The organism is Streptomyces kurssanovii (genome assembly GCF_040677245.1).
In the GTDB taxonomy this organism is placed as follows: Bacteria; Actinomycetota; Actinomycetes; order Streptomycetales; family Streptomycetaceae; genus Streptomyces; species Streptomyces kurssanovii.
Window position 1 is genome coordinate 1 of sequence record NZ_JBFAQK010000063.1, and the last position, 15,885, is coordinate 15,885.

Annotated in this window: 13 protein-coding genes; 8 read left to right on the forward strand and 5 right to left on the reverse strand. The window is 71.9% G+C overall.

Annotation, left to right across the window (positions count from 1 at the left end):
- Positions 1–111 precede the first annotated feature (111 nt).
- Both AB0K36_RS29450 and AB0K36_RS29455 read right to left on the reverse strand, forming a co-directional pair.
- Complete coding sequence (locus AB0K36_RS29450) at positions 112–2,277, reverse strand: MMPL family transporter (protein WP_364600121.1); 2,166 nt, start codon at positions 2,275–2,277, stop codon at positions 112–114.
- A 120-nt stretch (positions 2,278–2,397) separates the two neighbouring features.
- Positions 2,398–2,970 carry a TetR/AcrR family transcriptional regulator gene (locus AB0K36_RS29455; RefSeq protein WP_159691093.1) on the reverse strand — a complete coding sequence of 191 codons (573 nt, stop codon included), beginning with the start codon at positions 2,968–2,970 and terminating at the stop codon, positions 2,398–2,400.
- Between the two features lie 262 nt (positions 2,971–3,232).
- Between AB0K36_RS29455 and AB0K36_RS29460 the strand changes: the two genes are divergently transcribed.
- Positions 3,233–6,547, forward strand: coding sequence for a S41 family peptidase (locus tag AB0K36_RS29460; protein ID WP_364600123.1), 3,315 nt, complete (start codon positions 3,233–3,235; stop codon positions 6,545–6,547).
- A 234-nt stretch (positions 6,548–6,781) separates the two neighbouring features.
- Here the strand turns inward: AB0K36_RS29460 and AB0K36_RS29465 are convergent, their stop codons facing one another.
- On the reverse strand, positions 6,782–7,408 hold the full coding sequence (locus AB0K36_RS29465; protein ID WP_189469478.1) for a MerR family transcriptional regulator: 627 nt from the start codon (positions 7,406–7,408) through the stop codon (positions 6,782–6,784).
- A 172-nt stretch (positions 7,409–7,580) separates the two neighbouring features.
- Between AB0K36_RS29465 and AB0K36_RS29470 the strand changes: the two genes are divergently transcribed.
- The 4 genes from AB0K36_RS29470 (at position 7,581) to AB0K36_RS29485 (ending at position 11,256) form a co-directional block, all read left to right on the forward strand.
- Positions 7,581–9,131, forward strand: a complete 1,551-nt coding sequence (locus AB0K36_RS29470) for a flavin-containing monooxygenase (protein WP_364600125.1) — start codon at positions 7,581–7,583, stop codon at positions 9,129–9,131.
- A complete protein-coding gene (locus tag AB0K36_RS29475) occupies positions 9,128–10,036 on the forward strand; it encodes an alpha/beta fold hydrolase (protein WP_364600127.1) in 909 nt (302 codons plus the stop codon). The genes AB0K36_RS29470 and AB0K36_RS29475 overlap by 4 nt, the downstream gene beginning before the upstream one ends.
- Entirely contained in the window at positions 10,033–10,914 is an 882-nt protein-coding gene (locus AB0K36_RS29480) for an SDR family oxidoreductase (protein ID WP_364600128.1), read from the forward strand. Before AB0K36_RS29475 ends, AB0K36_RS29480 begins: the two co-directional genes overlap by 4 nt.
- Before the next feature lie 108 nt (positions 10,915–11,022).
- Complete coding sequence (locus AB0K36_RS29485; RefSeq protein ID WP_364600130.1) at positions 11,023–11,256, forward strand: hypothetical protein; 234 nt, start codon at positions 11,023–11,025, stop codon at positions 11,254–11,256.
- Between the two features lie 252 nt (positions 11,257–11,508).
- Here the strand turns inward: AB0K36_RS29485 and AB0K36_RS29490 are convergent, their stop codons facing one another.
- Positions 11,509–12,204, reverse strand: a complete 696-nt coding sequence (locus AB0K36_RS29490) for a hypothetical protein (RefSeq protein WP_364600131.1) — start codon at positions 12,202–12,204, stop codon at positions 11,509–11,511.
- 167 nt (positions 12,205–12,371) lie between these two features.
- Here AB0K36_RS29490 and AB0K36_RS29495 point away from each other — a divergent pair, with 167 nt between their 5' ends.
- Complete coding sequence (locus AB0K36_RS29495; protein ID WP_364600133.1) at positions 12,372–13,460, forward strand: helix-turn-helix domain-containing protein; 1,089 nt, start codon at positions 12,372–12,374, stop codon at positions 13,458–13,460.
- A gap of 24 nt (positions 13,461–13,484) precedes the next feature.
- Here AB0K36_RS29495 and AB0K36_RS29500 read toward each other — a convergent pair whose 3' ends face one another.
- Complete coding sequence (locus AB0K36_RS29500) at positions 13,485–14,282, reverse strand: exodeoxyribonuclease III (protein WP_364600135.1); 798 nt, start codon at positions 14,280–14,282, stop codon at positions 13,485–13,487.
- A 50-nt stretch (positions 14,283–14,332) separates the two neighbouring features.
- Here AB0K36_RS29500 and AB0K36_RS29505 point away from each other — a divergent pair, with 50 nt between their 5' ends.
- Both AB0K36_RS29505 and AB0K36_RS29510 read left to right on the forward strand, forming a co-directional pair.
- Complete coding sequence (locus AB0K36_RS29505) at positions 14,333–14,821, forward strand: GNAT family N-acetyltransferase (protein WP_364600137.1); 489 nt, start codon at positions 14,333–14,335, stop codon at positions 14,819–14,821.
- Positions 14,822–14,930: 109 nt separating this feature from the next.
- Complete coding sequence (locus AB0K36_RS29510; RefSeq protein WP_364600139.1) at positions 14,931–15,875, forward strand: trypsin-like serine peptidase; 945 nt, start codon at positions 14,931–14,933, stop codon at positions 15,873–15,875.
- The last annotated feature ends 10 nt before the right edge of the window (positions 15,876–15,885 follow it).

Consider the following 15,885-nt stretch of genomic DNA (forward strand, 5'->3'; position numbering starts at 1 on the left):
GCGGGCGTGGGGGGGGGGGGGGGCGGGCGGGGGGGGGTGTCGGGGGGGGGCGCGGCGGACGCCGCGCCACGGGGCACCTCCGGAGTTCATGTCCTCCCTGGTCGGGGAGCGTCAGACGCGGACCAACTCGCGGTCCCCGTCCGGGTCGCCGGGGCTCTCGGCGAGCTCTTTGTGCAGCTTCTCGCCCTCCACGTCGACGTTCGGCAGCACCCGGTCCAGCCAGCGGGGCAGCCACCAGGCCTTGTGGCCGAGCAGGGCCAGCACCGCCGGCACGATCGCCATGCGGACCACGAACGCGTCGAAGAAGACGGCGATCGCGAGACCGAAGCCGATCATCTTGACCATCTGCTCGCTGGAGCCGATGAAACCGGAGAAGACAGCGATCATGATGACGGCCGCGGCGGCCACCACCCTGGTCCCGTGGCGGAAGCCGGTGACGATCGCCTCGCCCGGCCGCTCGCCGTGGACGTACGCCTCCCTCATCCGGGTGACCAGGAAGACCTCGTAGTCCATGGCGAGACCGAAGACGACGCCCACCATGAAGATCGGCATCATCGACATGATCGGGCCGGTCTGCTCGACCCCGAACACCGAGCCCAGCCAGCCCCACTGGAACACGGCCACGACCGCGCCGAGTGCCGCGACGACCGACAGCAGGAATCCGAGGGCCGCCTTGAGCGGCACCAGCACCGACCGGAAGACCACCATCAGCAGCAGGAAGGCGAGCCCCACGACGAGCGCCAGGTAGGGCAGCAGCGCGTCGTTCATCTTCTGCGAGAAGTCGATGTTCATCGCGGTGGCGCCGGTGACGAGGACCTCGTCACCGCTCCGGTCGCGGATGTCGTGCACCAGGTCCTCGGTCTGCACAGAGGAGGGCCTGTCCTTCGGGATCACCGTGATCATCGCGGTGTCGCCGGCCTTGTTGAGGGTCGGCGGGGTGACGGCGGCGGCGCCGTCGAGGCCCTTGATGACCTCGACCGTGCGGTCCGCCACGCTCTTGTCGCCGTCGACGACGACCATCAGCGGACCGTTGAAGCCGGGCCCGAAGCCGTCGGAGAGCAGGTCGTACGCCTTGCGCTGGGTGGTGCTCGTGGGCTGCGCGCCGTCGTCGGGCAGACCCATCTCCAGCGATGCGGCCGGTATCGCCATGGCCCCGAGGCCCACGACGCCCGCGAGCAGCACGGCGACCGGGCGGCGCAGCACGAAGCGCGCCCAGCGGGTGCCGGCGTTCGGCTTGTCGGAGACGGGCGCGCCCTTGCGCACCTTGCGGCCCAGCACCCGCTTGCCCGCGAAGCCGAGCAGCGCCGGGATCAGGGTGAGGGCGATCAGGACGGCGATGACGACGGTGCCGGCGGCGGCGAAGCCCATCTTGGTGAGCATCGGGATGTTCACCACGGCCAGGCCGACGAGGGCGATGACCACGGTCAGGCCGGCGAAGACGACAGCGGAGCCCGCCGTGCCGACGGCCCGTCCGGCCGCCTCCTCGTGCTCCTTGCCCTCGGCCAGCTCGGCACGGTAGCGCGAGACGATGAACAACGCGTAGTCGATGCCGACCGCCAGGCCGATCATCATCGCGAGGGTCGAGGTGGTCGAGCCGAGGTCGAGGACGTTCGCCAGGGCGGTGATCGTGGAGATGCCGATGCCGACGCCGATGATCGCGGTGAGCAGCGGCAGCCCGGCGGCCACCAGCGAACCGAAGGTGATGACGAGGACGATGCCCGCGACGACGACGCCGATGATCTCGCCCGCCCCGGTCTCGGGGACCGCCTGCAGCGCGTCACCGCCGATCTCCACCGTCAGACCCGCTTCGCGCGCCTCGGTGCCGGTCTCCTCCAGCGCCTCACGCGTCGCGTCGGTCAGCTCCATCGAGCTGACGGCGTAGGTGACGGAGACGTACGCGGTGGAGCCGTCCCGGGAGACGGCCTTGGCGGTGTACGGGTCGGTGACCGCCGCGATCTGGTCGGAGCCGTCCTTGAGCTCGGAGACGGCCTTGTCCACCTCGGCACGGTGACCGGCGTCGGTCATCTTCTCGCCGTCGGGGGCCTTGAAGACCACCCGGGCGGTCGCGCCGTCGGCGCTGCCGCCGGGGAAGCGCTCCTCCAGCAGGTCGAAGGCCTTCTGGGCCTCCGTCCCCGGGATGGAGAAGGAAGAGGACGTGGCGGTGGACGCGGTGGCCGCGCCGACCCCGGCGACGGCGAGCAGCGCCACCCACAGCAGGGCGACGAGACGGCGGCGCCGGAAGGCCGACCGTCCTAGCTTGTAGAGAAACGTGGCCACGAGGGCTACTCCCGTAAATGAGGGTGAACAGGGCATGGGGAGCCGGCCCGACGACGAGAGCGGCGCGCGTCAGGTGCTGTGCTGTGGTGCAGCGGGGAGGGGTGTCGCGACCCGGGGAGGTCAGACGCCGAGGGCGGGGAGGACCACGGCGTCGAGATAGTCGGTGAGGAAGGCTTGGTCGGGGGTGCGGTCCTCGATCAGATGCCGGACGACGAACGCGCCGACCAGCATGTGCGGTACGTAACCCAGTGCCGGGTTGTCCGCGCTGACCTCACCCCGGTCCACGGCCCGCCGCAGCAGCGCGTCGAGTCCGGTGATCTCCGGCTCGATGAGCAGCTCACGCAGGGCTTCGTGGAGATCGGGATGGGCGTGGATCGCCTGGGCCAGACCCCGCATCAGCGCGGAGTCCTTCTCCATCTGACAGTCGTCGGTGCGTCCGATCATGGCGTGGAAGTCGCCGCGCAGGGTGCCGGTGTCGATGTCGCCGACATGCACCGGCTTGCCGTGCTTGAGCGCCGTGGCGACCAGCTCGGGCTTGCTCTTCCACTGGCGGTAGAGCGTGGCCTTGCTGGAGCGCGTACGGGCCGCCACGGCGTCCATGGTCAGGGCGTCGTAACCGACCTCGCGGAGCAGGTCGAGCACTGCTTCGTACAGCTGCGCCTCGCGCTCCGGGGTGAGCCGGCTGCGTGTCATGCCTGCCTCCCGGGTCGCGGTGATCGAACGAAACCGTTTCGTACACTTCGAGAGTACCCGGGGCGCCATCGAAACGAAACCGTTTCGATTGTGGCCTCGGTCACGGACGTTCCCGGCCACCGAGTTCCGCGCCACGGACGTCGCGGGCCGCGGACGTTCCTCCCGGTCAGGCCCCACGGGGTCGCGCCGCACAGCCGGCCGCCCCGCGATTCACCCCGCCCCACAAGTTGCCGCGGCCCTTGGGCGCGGAAAGCATTGGGGGGTGAGTGACGACGCCGCGTATCTCCGCTACCCGCATCTGTACGGCGACCTGCTGTGCTTCGCCGCCGAGGACGACCTGTGGATCGCGCCGCTGGTCCCGGAGGGGAAACAGCCCGACCGGGCATGGCGGCTGACCGTCGACCGCACCAGGGTCGGGCACCCCCGGTTCTCGCCCGACGGCAGGCACATCGCCTACACGAACTGGCGCAGCCTCGACCCGGAGATCCATCTCGCGCCCGTCGAGGGCGGCCCCGCGCGCCGGCTGAGCTACTGGGGGTCGACCGACACCCGGGTCTGCGGGTGGACCCCCGACGGCCAGATCCTCGCCGTCTCCTCGCACGGCCAGCCCTTCTCGTACTTCTCCTGGGCCTACAGCGTCCCGACCGACGGCTCCCCCGGCGGCCGGCTCCCCTGGGGACCGGTCTCCGACATCGCCGTCACCGACGAGTCGGAGGGGCCCTCCCACCCCGGCGGCACGGGCTGTGAACGGCGCACCCTGCTGCTCACCGGCAAGCCGCCGCACGAACCCGCCGCGTGGAAGCGCTACCGCGGTGGCGCGACCGGCCGGCTGTGGCTGCAGGGCGAACAACTGCTCCCCGACCTGAACGGGCACCTCGACTGCCCCATGTTCATCCACGGCAACGGCACCTCCCGGTGGTCGGAGGACGACGGCCGGATCGCGTTCCTCTCCGACCACGAGGGCGTGGGCAACCTCTACTCCTGCCGCCCCGACGGAACGGGACTGCTGCGCCACACCGACCACGACGCCTTCTACGCCCGGCACGCCGCGAGCGACGGCCACCGGGTCGTGTACCAGTGCGGCGGCGATCTGTGGATCGTCGAGGACCTGACCAGGCCCGACTCGGTGCCGCGCAAGCTGGAGGTACGGCTCGGCGGGCCGCGCGCCGGCCGCCGCACGTATCAGGTGCCGGCCGCCAACCATGTGGGCGCGGTCTCGGTCGACGAGACGGGGCGGGCCAGCGCCGTCAACGTGCGCGGCAGCCTGTACTGGCTCACCCACCGCGACGGCCCCGCCCGCACCATCGCGGACACCCCCGGCGTGCGGGTACGGCTGCCGGCGATGCTGGGCAGCGGCGGGCAGGTCGCCTACATCACGGACGCGGACGGCGAGGACGCCGTCGAGATCGCGTACCTGCCGCGGGCGACCGGCGACCGTGAGCCGCGCCGGCTCGCGTCGGGACAGCTGGGGCGGGTGCTGGAGGTGGCCGCCGACAGCGAGGGCGAACGGATCGCCATCGCCTCCCACGACGGCCGGCTGCTCCTGATCGACACCACGGAGGAGTCCACGGGCGAGGTCACCGAACTGGTCCGCTCCGTCAACGGGCCCGTGCGCGACCTGTCGTTCTCCCCCGACGGACACTGGCTGACCTGGTCGCAGCCCGGCATCGGCCGCTCGCTGCGGCAGATCAGGATGGCCCGGATCGCCGACCGCACGATCGTCGACGTCACCAACGGCCGTTTCGAGGACGAGAATCCGGTCTTCACCCGCGACGGCCGCTACCTCGCCTTCCTCTCCTGGCGCGGCTTCGACCCGGTCTACGACGTGCACACCGGCGACCTGTCCTTCCCGCTCGGCTGCCGCCCCTATCTGGTGCCGCTCTCCTCCGCGACGCCCTCGCCCTTCGCTCTCACACCGGAGGGCCGGCCGGCCGCCGGCGGGCTCGACCCTCTGGAGGAGTCGCCCGACAGCGCGGTGCTCGTCGAGATCGAGGGCCTGGAGAACCGGGTCACGCCGTTCCCGGTCGCCGCGTCCAAGTACTCGGCGCTGCACGCGGTCGCCGGCGGCGGCCTCGTCTGGCTGCGCTGGCCCATCTCCGGCGCGCTGGGCGAGACGTTCGTCAACCCGGCCGACACCTCCGGCAGGCCCACGCTGGAGCACTTCGACATCTCCAAGGCACGCAAGACCGAACTGGTCGGCCATCTGGACTGGTTCGCGGTGAGCGGCGACGGCACCCGGCTCGTCGTCGTCGACGAGGGCGACCTGCGCGCCGTGCCCGCCACGGAGACCGGCGACCTCGACTCCACCGTCTTCCTCGACCTGCGCCGCATCCTGCACGAGGTGGACCCGGTGGCCGAATGGCGCCAGGCGTACGCGGAGGCCGGCCGCATCATCCGCGGCTACTTCTGGGAACCGGACATGTGCGGGATCGACTGGGACGGGGTGCTGGAGCAGTACCGTCCGCTGGTCGAACGGGTCGCCTCTCCCGACGAGTTCGCCGACCTGATGCGCGAGGTCCTCGGGGAACTGGGCACCTCCCACGCCTACGTCACCGCGGCCCGGCGCAACGAGGGACCGCCGCACTACCAGCGCGCCATCGGCCTGCTGGGCGCGAACCTCGTCTGCCGGGACGGGAAATGGGTGGTCAAACGCATCCTGCCGGGCGACTCCTCCGACTCCAAGGCCCGCTCCCCGCTGGCCGGCACGGGAATCAGGGAGGGCGCGATCCTGACCCATGTGGACGGCCGTCCGGTCGACCCGGTGGCGGGGCCGTACCCGATGCTGTCCGCGGCGGGCGGCACGACGGTGGAGCTGACGTTCCTCCCCGCGGAGGGTGAGATCGGCGGCCCCCCGCGAAGGGTCGCGATCGTCCCGCTGATCGACGAGCGGCCGCTGCGCTACCAGGACTGGGTGGCCAAACGGCGCGCGGTGGTACGGGAGGCCAGCGGGGGCAAGTGCGGTTACCTGCACATCCCCGACATGGGCGGCTCCGGCTGGGCGCAGTTCAACCGCGACGTGCGGATGGAGGTCTCCCGGCCGGCGCTCATCGTGGACGTCCGCGGCAACGCGGGCGGCCACATCAGCGAGCTGGTCATCGAGAAGCTGACCCGCAGGATCCTGGGCTGGGACCTCACCCGCAACGCCCAGCCGGTCTCGTACACCTCGAACGCGCCGCGCGGGCCGGTCGTGGCGATCGCGGACGAGGCGACCTCGTCGGACGGGGACATGATCACGGCGGCGTTCAAACTGCTCGGCCGCGGCCCGGTGGTGGGCACCCGCACCTGGGGCGGCGTGGTCGGCATGACGGGCCGTCACCGGCTGGGCGACGGCACGGTGATCACGGTCCCGATGAACGCGGCATGGTTCGACGCCTACGGCTGGTCGATCGAGAACCACGGCGTCGAGCCGGACGTGTACGCCCTCCGGACACCGCTGGACTGGGCCGAGGGGCGCCATGTGGGCCTCGACGACGCCATCCGGCTGGCCCTGGACATGCTCAAGGCGGCTCCGGCCGCGGTGCCCCCGGACTACTCCGAGGTCCCCGACCTGCGCAGGCCGCCGCTGCCGCCGCGCTGAACCGCTCCCGGGGCAAGGGCCGGTCATGTCTCTGGAGCGGGGCGCGGCCGGGCCTCCGGACCGGGGCGCGTCCGGCTCCGAACCAGCCCCGTCCGGCTCCGGACCGGGCCGGCCAGGGCCTTCGGACCGGGGCGCGGCCGGGCCTCCGGACCGGGCTGGCCAGGGCCTTCGGGCCCCGGGGTGGTCACGGCCTTCGGGCCCCGGGGTGGTCACGGCCTTCGGGCCCCGGGGTGATCAGGCCGGAGGCGCCTGGCGCAGTCGGCGGTCCATCGCCATGGACAGCTCGGCCTCCACCACGCTCTTCGCGAGCGGACGGAGCTTGTCCAGCTGCCCGTCGGCGCTGTGGGTGGTGAGTACGTCGACGAACAGCCCGGCCAGGGCCTCCGCGTGGACACGGACCCGGCGGCCCGCATCCAGCACCACCGACAGCGGCACACCCTCGCGCACCAGCGCGGCGGAGACGTCCAGCAGTCGGCGGCTGATGTGGACGATCTCCTCGCCGTCCGTCGCCAGATAGCCGAGCTCCAGCGCGGTGGCCAGGTTCTCCGGGGTGACCTGCCCCTCGAAGTAGTCGGCGAGCGCTTCGGGGGTGAGGCGGACCGGGGTCTCCTCCGTCGGTTCGCCGAGGCCGAGGACCTCGCCCACGTCCCGTCCGCTCTCGAAGGCGGTGGCCAGGTCCGCGATGCCGTTGAGGGTGTGACCGCGCTCCAGCAGGGCGGCGATCGTGCGGAGTCTGGCGAGGTGGTGCTCGTCGTACCAGGCGATCCTGCCCTCGCGGCGGGGCGGCGGTATCAGCCCCCGCTCGCGGTAGAAGCGCAGTGTGCGCACCGTGATGCCGGCCTTCTCGGCCAATTCCTCCATGCGGTACTCACGCGCTTCCTTCACACCAGAAGCCTATGTTGTACCGCCGGTAACTTGTGGCGTCCTACCCCTACCGCTCGGTATGGAGCTGCTCTACCCTCCCAACCATGCCAGTGATTGCTGGCAACGTTTTTGTGTTCGGTACGGGACCGTTCCAGCGGGAGGCGGCGGCATGAGCCAGCAGCAGCACGAGCACGTACGAGTGGCGGTGATCGGATCCGGATTCGGGGGCCTCGGTGCAGCCGTCCGGCTGCGCCGCGAGGGGATCACCGACTTCGTCGTCCTGGAGCGCGCGGACTCGGTCGGCGGCACCTGGCGGGACAACGACTACCCGGGCTGCGCCTGCGACGTCCCGTCGCACCTGTACTCGTTCTCCTTCGCCCCCAACCCCGACTGGCCCCGGACCTTCTCGGGCCAGGAGCACATCCGCGCCTACCTGGAGCACGTGGCCGACACCTTCCGGCTCCGTCCGCACCTGCGGCTGAAGCACGAAGTGCTGATGATGCGCTGGGACACCGACGAGCTGCGCTGGGAGATCGAGACCTCGCAGGGCACGCTCACCGCCGATGTCGTCGTCTCCGCGACCGGGCCGCTGTCCGACCCGAAGATGCCCGACATCCCCGGCCTCGCCGGCTTCCCCGGCAAGGTCTTCCACTCCGCCCGCTGGGACCACGACTACGACCTGCGCGGCAAGCGCGTCGCGATGGTCGGCACCGGCGCGTCCGCGATCCAGATCGTGCCGTCGATCCAGCCGGAGGTCGCGAAGCTCACCCTCTTCCAGCGCACACCTCCGTGGGTGATGCCCCGTGTCGACCGGAAGATCTCGGGGGCGGAGCGCTGGCTGCACCGGCAGCTGCCGTTCACGGGCACCGCGCGGCGCGGACTGCTGTGGGGCATCCGCGAGTTGCAGGTCCAGGCGTTCACCAAGCGGCCGAACGAGCTCGGGCTCGTCGAGCAGCTCGCCAAGGCCAACATGCGCAAGGCGATCAAGGACCCGGCACTGCGGGCCAAGCTGACGCCCGACTACCGCATCGGCTGCAAGCGCATCCTGCTCTCCAGCACGTACTACCCGGCGCTCGCGCAGCCCAATGTGGACGTCGTCGCCTCCGGGCTGACCGAGGTGCGCGGCTCGACCGTGGTCGCCGCCGACGGGACGGAGGCCGAGGTCGACGCGATCGTCTTCGGCACCGGCTTCCACGTCACCGACATGCCGATCGCCGAACGGGTCGTCGGCGCCGAGGGCATCACGCTCGCCGAGGCGTGGAAGGACGGCATGGAGTCGCTGCGCGGCGCGACCGCCGCCGGCTTCCCCAACTGGATGACCATCATCGGTCCGAACACCGGACTCGGGAACTCGTCGATGATCCTGATGATCGAGTCCCAGCTGAACTACATGGCCGACTACATGAGGCAGTTGAAACTGCTCGGCGCCGGCTCCGCCCTCGCCGCCCGCCCCTCCGCCGTCCACGCGTGGAACCGGCGGGTGCAGGAGCGGATGAAGCGGACCGTGTGGAACACCGGCGGCTGCACCAGCTGGTACCTGGACCAGAACGGCCGCAACACCACCATCTGGCCCGGCACCACCACCGAGTTCCGTGGCGCGACCCGCCACGTGGACCTCGCCGAGTACGAAGTGGTCCGGGCCGGCGCCGGCAAGCAGCCGGTGGAGGCCGCCGGCGCACAGGGCGGCACGGGCACGAAGGACGCGGAGGTCGTCGCATGAGCCGGCTATTGCGTCGCACCGACGCCCCGCCCGTCGCCGACCGCGAACTGACCGCGGTCTCCGCCGACGGAGCCCGTATCCACGTCGAGGTGCACGGCCCCGAGGGAGCCCCCACGGTCGTGCTCGCCCACGGCTGGACCTGCTCCACCCTCTTCTGGGCCGCCCAGATACGGGACCTGGTCCCCGACCACCGCGTCGTCGTCTACGACCAGCGGGGCCACGGTCGCACGCCGGCGGGAGCGGTGGGCACCGAGCGGCTGGCCGACGACCTGGAGGCGGTGCTCGGAGCCGTCCTCGCGCCCGGCGAGAAGGCCGTGCTCGGCGGGCACTCCATGGGCGGCATGACGATGATGGCCGCGGCGGGCCGGGCCGGCTTCCGCGAGCACGCGGCGGCCGTGCTGCTGTGCAGCACCGGCAGCGCCCGGCTGGTCGAGGAGTCCGTCGTCCTGCCGATGCGGCCCGGCCGGCTGCGGACCAGGCTCACGCATCTGATCCTCGGGGCCCGCGCACCGCTCGGACCGGTCACGCCCGTGTCCCGGCGCATCCTCAAGTACGGGACGATGGGCCCCGGTTCCTCTCCGGAGCGGGTCGACGAGTGCGCGCGCATCGTGCACGCCTGCCCGCGGACCGCCCGGGTGGCCTGGTCGCAGGTCCTCGGCGAACTCGACCTCGACAAGGGCGTACGGGCCCTGGACGTGCCCGCGATCGTCGTCGGCGGAACCGCCGACCGGCTCACGCCGATGGTTCACGCCAGGCGGCTGGCCGCCGAACTCCCGCAGTGCCTCGAGCTGGTGGAGCTCGCGGGGATGGGCCACATGACGCCGGTGGAGGCCCCGGAGGCCGTCACCGCCAAGATCCGTGAGCTGACCGGCGCGTACCTGGACACGAAGGAGGAAGCCGCATGAGCAGGGTGAGCCTGGAAGGGCAGGTCGCGGTCGTCACGGGCGCGGCGCGCGGCGTCGGCGAGCTGCTGGCACGCAAACTGTCCGCACGCGGCGCGAAGGTGGCGCTGGTCGGCCTCGAGCCGGACGAACTGAAGAAGGTCTCCGAGCGGCTCCACAGCGAGAGCGACCACTGGCACGCGGACGTCACCGACCACGAGGCGATGGCCAGGGTCGCGCAGGAGGTCAAGGAGCGTTTCGGCAAGGTCGACATCGTCGTCGCCAACGCGGGCGTGGCGTCCGGCGGTCCGTTCCTGCACTCGGACCCGGTCGCCTGGCGGCGGGTCATCGAGGTCAATCTGATCGGAAGCGCCGTGACGGGGCGGGCCTTCCTGCCCGTACTCCTGGAGAGCCGCGGGTACTTCCTCCAGATCGCGTCGCTCGCCGCGATCACGCCCGCGCCCATGATGTCGGCGTACTGCGCGTCCAAGTCGGGGGTGGAGGCGTTCGCGCACAGTCTGCGGGCCGAGGTAGGCCACCGCGGTGTGCGGGTCGGTGTCGGGTATCTGTCCTGGACGGACACCGACATGGTGCGTGGCGCCGACCAGGACGACGTGATGCGCGAACTCCGGCAGCGGCTCCCGTGGCCGTCGAACCGCACCTACCCGCTCGGCCCCGCGGTGGACCGGATCGTGGCCGGCATCGAACGCCGTTCCGCGCATGTGTACGCGCAGTGGTGGCTGCGGGGGATGCAGTCGATCCGCGGTTATCTCCCGGCGGTCATCGGCACGGTGGGACAGCGCGAGATGCGCCGGTTCGAACCGCGCCTCGACGGCGTCTCCACGGGCCTCGTGGGGGCCGGCGGGGCGGCCGACGAGGCGGGCCGGAAGCAGAACCACTGAGCGTAACTGATCGAAATGCGTGCTTTGTCCGTGCGTGCAACGCTGGTCGCAGCCCCGGGGGCATGACTGCCCCCGAACCCCCCACACCCCTCTTAGGAGTGACATTTCATGGGCATCTCAGACCAGTTCAAGGACAAGGCGCAGGAGCTCGCGGACCAGGCGAAGCAGAAGGCCGGCAAGGGCGACCAGGCGGAGCGCGCACGCCGCGCCCGCGAAGAGGTCTCCGAGCGGACCCAGCAGGGTCGTGAGCAGCAGGGCGCCCGGTCCCGGGAGTCCATGCAGGAGCGTGGCGAGAGCGCGATGCGCGAGCGCCGCGACAGGGTCGAGGACTACGACGCCTGACGAGGCGGCGTAGGTCTGCGGCCTACGGGCCGCGCAGGGCGCACCCGCCCATGGCGGGTGCGCCCTTCCTTGCGTGGGCCGGGCCACCGGACCGGACGCCCCGTGTCGCCCGGCCCGGCCGCCCGGCCGGCTCCGGTCCCCGGCCTTCCGGCACCGGATCACCGGCCCCGATCACCGTCGCCGGTGTCGGTGTCGGTGTCGGCGTCGGCCCGGCCACCGGGTTCGGCCCGCGCCGGCACCGGTGGCCGGAGCTCAGCCCGCCGCCAACGAAGCGGCGCCCACCGGGCGTTGCCAGACCTCCGCGACGGCGAGGTAGGCCGTCGACGTGGGCCGCGCCGCCGTACCTCCGACACGCGGCAGTCCGGCGACGGCGCGCCCGCCGACTCGGACAGAGCCGTGCCCGCACGGACCGAGGACGAGACTGAGGCTGTGCTCGAGCCCGCCGCCGAGAGGGAACGCGTCGGTGGCGAACGCACGCCTGCCGAGGACGTCGCCCATGGCGACGCGCACGTCGGCCGCGTCGGCCCGCAGGCCGTGCGCCAGGTCCACCCGCACCCGCACCGGCACCCGGTGCACGACCGGCGCGGGCCACAACAGGCCCTCCGCCTCCGGGAAGTGGCGCACGAAGTCCCGCTCCAGCCACAGCGCCAGCCGCGGATCGGAGCCGTAGAGGTGCACCTGGTCCCGGTGCCACAGGACGAGGACGTTCCCGGCGCCGTAGGGGGACCAGTCGACCTGCCAGACCGAGGCGTACGCCGTGAGCCGGTCCCCGTCGTAGAGCACCAGACCCGGATTGGCGCCGACGACGACCGGCTCCCTGGCAGCCGGGGCGTTCGCCGGGCGGGCCGTGGCCGCGGCGGCATGACCTGAGAGGCCGGCTCCGCCGACGACGGCGAGGGCGCCGGCGGCGGTACCGCTCAGAAGGAAACGGCGACGATCGACGGGCATGAGGTGCACTCCTTCACCTGGTACGGGGTGACGCGGTGACGACGACGACCCAACAGGAGCCGGAGTCCGCGGCCCACGGATTCGAGCGTGCTCGAATCGGATCGGTCCCCCGGGCCGCGTGGCACACTGGGCGCGCCCGGACCGGGGGCGCGGGGGAGGCGGACGGCGTGACGGTACGGATTCCGGTGTCGGCGGACACCCTCGGGCGTTCACGGTTCGCGATCTGTGCCGCGACGGAGACGGTCAGCGGCATCCGCCGAAGGGCCCTGCGGCTGCAGCCCGCGCACCTCCGTCGCCGCCTCGACCGCGCCGCGACGGGAGCGGATCCCCGTTCTCTCGAACTGCTCCACGGCCTGATCCCGCACGACCACCCCTACACGCCCGACTTCCTCACCCCGTCGCCGGGCAGCGCCCTGGTCTCCGTGGAGCGGGCCGCGGACGTGGTACGCCGGACCCCGCCGGACGAGGTCGACCACCACCTGGACATCGCCTTCCGCGGGCGCGCGGTGCGTCCGGAGGTCGCCGACGCCTTCCCGAGCACCGCGGCGTACGAGAGGTGGCGTCGCCCCATGCCGCCCCCGGTCGCCGACGCGCTGCGGGCCGGCCCCGCCGCACTGGCCTCGCGCGTGGCGGACGCCCTCGTCGACTACTTCACCGCCGCGCTCGCACCGGAGTGGGACGCGATCCGTGCCGTTCTCGAGGACGATGTGAGCCACCGCGCCGAGAAAATGGCCGGCCTCGGCGCGGGAGCCATGATCGACGACCTGGGGGACGGGGTGCGCTGGCGGGACGGCGAGATCCGCGTCGCCCGCCCGTACGACGTGGTGGTCGACTGGGCCACCGACGGTTTCGTCCTGGTCCCCTCCACCGCCGTGGACGCGCAGGTCCTGTTCAGCGCCGAGCGTCCACGGCCGCCCGTCCTGACCTACCCCGCGCGCGGGGTCTCCCGGCTGTGGGGTTCCTCCCCGGAACAGGGCGACGATGCGCTGCGCGAACTGATCGGCGACACCCGGGCCCTGCTGCTCGCCGGCCTCGACGAACCCCGCTCGACCTGGGAGTTGAGCCGCGACATGGCTCTGGCGCCCGCGACGGTCTCCTACCACCTGGGCATCCTGCGACGGGCCCGGCTGGTCCGCGGCCGCCGGCGACGCCGTGTGGTGCTCTACCAGCGGTGCCCGCTCGGCACCCGGCTGCTGGGCCGGGAGGAGGGTGACCCTGGCGACCTGGGCGACCTGGGCGACCTGGGCGAGAACTGACGGTCCGCGCCGTCCGGACCGGGCCTACTGGCCGTAGACGACCGTCACCGGAGCATGGTCGGACCACCGCTCCCCGTGCGTCGCCGCCCGCTCGACGTGCGCCTTCACCGCGCGGGCGGCGAGCGCGGCCGTCGCCACCTGGTAGTCGATGCGCCAGCCCGTGTCGTTGTCGAAGGCGCGTCCGCGGTAGGACCACCAGGTGTACGGGCCTTCCTGGTCCGGGTGGAGGCCGCGGACCACGTCCACGTACTCCGCCTCGGAGAAGACCCGGCCGAGCCACTCACGCTCCTCGGGGAGGAAGCCGGAGCTCTTCCTGTTGGCCTTCCAGTTCTTGAGGTCGGCCTCCTGGTGGGCGATGTTCCAGTCGCCGCAGACCACGACCTCGCGGCCGTCCGCCGCCGACCGGGCCCGCAGTTCCTTCAGGTACGGCAGGAACTCGCTCATGAAGCGCATCTTCTCGTCCTGGCGCTCCGTGCCGACCTCGCCGGACGGCAGATACAGGCTCGCCACCGTGACACCGGGCAGGTCGGCCTCGGCGTACCGCCCGCTGCCGTCGAACTCGGCCGAGCCGAATCCGATGCGCACCGCGTCCGGTTCACGCCGTGTGTAGAGGGAGACGCCGGCACGGCCCTTCGCGGCCGCGGGAGCGTGCACCGTGAACCAGCCCTCGGGGTTCCGGACCTCCGGGGGCAGCTGATCGGCCTCGGCGCGTACCTCCTGGAGGCAGATCACGTCGGCGGCGGTGGTGGCCAGCCACTCGACGAAGCCCTTTTTCGCGGCGGCACGGAGACCGTTCACATTCACGGAGGTCACGGTGAGCATCCCGGCACCATACCGGCCGACACCATTCGCATACACGTACGCTTCTCAGCATGCATGTCAGAACCGTGAGCTTCGACCACCCGGACGCCGTGAAGCTCAATGACCAGGTCCAGCTGGAATACGTGGAGCGTTACGGGGACGACGAGGGCGACGCGACGCCGCTCGACGCCTCGATGTTCGTCCCGCCGAGTGGCCTGTATCTCATCGCCTACGACGACCAGGACCGCCCGCTGGCGACCGGCGGCTGGCGCACCCAGGACGAGAACCCGGAGGGGTACTCGGACGGCGACGCCGAGCTGAAGCGGATGTATGTGATCCCGGAGGCACGCGGCCTGGGCCTGGCCCGCCGCATCCTGGCCGCGCTGGAGGAGGACGCCCGCGAGGCGGGCCGGACCCGCATGGTGCTGGAGACCGGAGACATGCAGCCGGAGGCGATCGCGCTGTACACCTCCAGCGGCTACGTGCCGTGCGCCAAATTCGGCCACTACCGGGAGTACGAGAGCAGCCTGTGCATGGCGAAGTCTTTGACGCGCCCCTGACATAGTTGCGCGTTTCGTGGCACCCTGCCTCACGCACGTCGATCCGCACCGTCCTGTCCCCCACCCCGCCCGGTGATCCCGCGGGCGGGCACGGCAGAAGGAGACATGCGTGAGACGCCACCGCTTAGCCGCCTCGGTCCTGACCGCCGTCGGCGCCCTGCTCGCCGGGGCGCTGTCCGCCACCTCCGCCGGCGCCGCCCCGTCCCCCTCCCCCACTCCCGCGTCCTTCGCCCCCGAGCAGGCGGCCAAGGGCTTCTGGACCGCCGAGCGGATGCGCGGCGCCACCCCGCTCGACGTGATCCGCGCCACGCCGGGCACCTTCCGGGCCCCCGCGTCACCGGCCGGCGAGGAGACGGTCGTGGCGCCCACGGCCTTCCCGCAGGCCGGCGGCCCGTGGACGGGCGGCGGCTCGGTGGTGAAGACCTCCGGCCGCGTGTTCTTCACGTTCCAGGGCCGTACCGCATCCTGCTCCGGCAACTCGGTCACCAGCACCAACGGCAGCACGGTCATGACGGCCGGCCACTGCGTGAAGTACCAGGGCTCCTGGCACACCAACTGGATCTTCGTCCCCGGCTACGCCGACGGCCAGGCGCCGTACGGCCAGTGGAGCGCGACCAAGACGCTCGCCACGGACCAGTGGGCAGCGAGCGAGGACATCAACTACGACGTCGGCGCCGCCGTCGTCGCCCCGCTGAACGGCAGGACACTCAGCCAGGCCGTCGGCGCCCAGGGCCTGAAGTTCAACGGCGGCTACAACAAGGCGATGTACGCCTTCGGCTTCCCGGCCGCCGACCCGTACGACGGCTCCAAGCTCATCCACTGCAGCGGCAACAGCTCGAAGGACTTCCTCTTCTCAAAGGACCACAGCCTCGGCTGCAACATGACGGGCGGCTCCAGCGGCGGCCCCTGGTTCGAGTCCTTCGACGAATCCACCGGGACGGGTCTGCAGGTCTCCGTGAACAGCTTCGGCTACACGTTCCTGCCGAACCGCATGTTCGGCCCGTACTTCGGGGCGGAGGCGAAGGCCGTCTACGACAAGGCCCAGGTGTCGTGAGCCGTCCCCC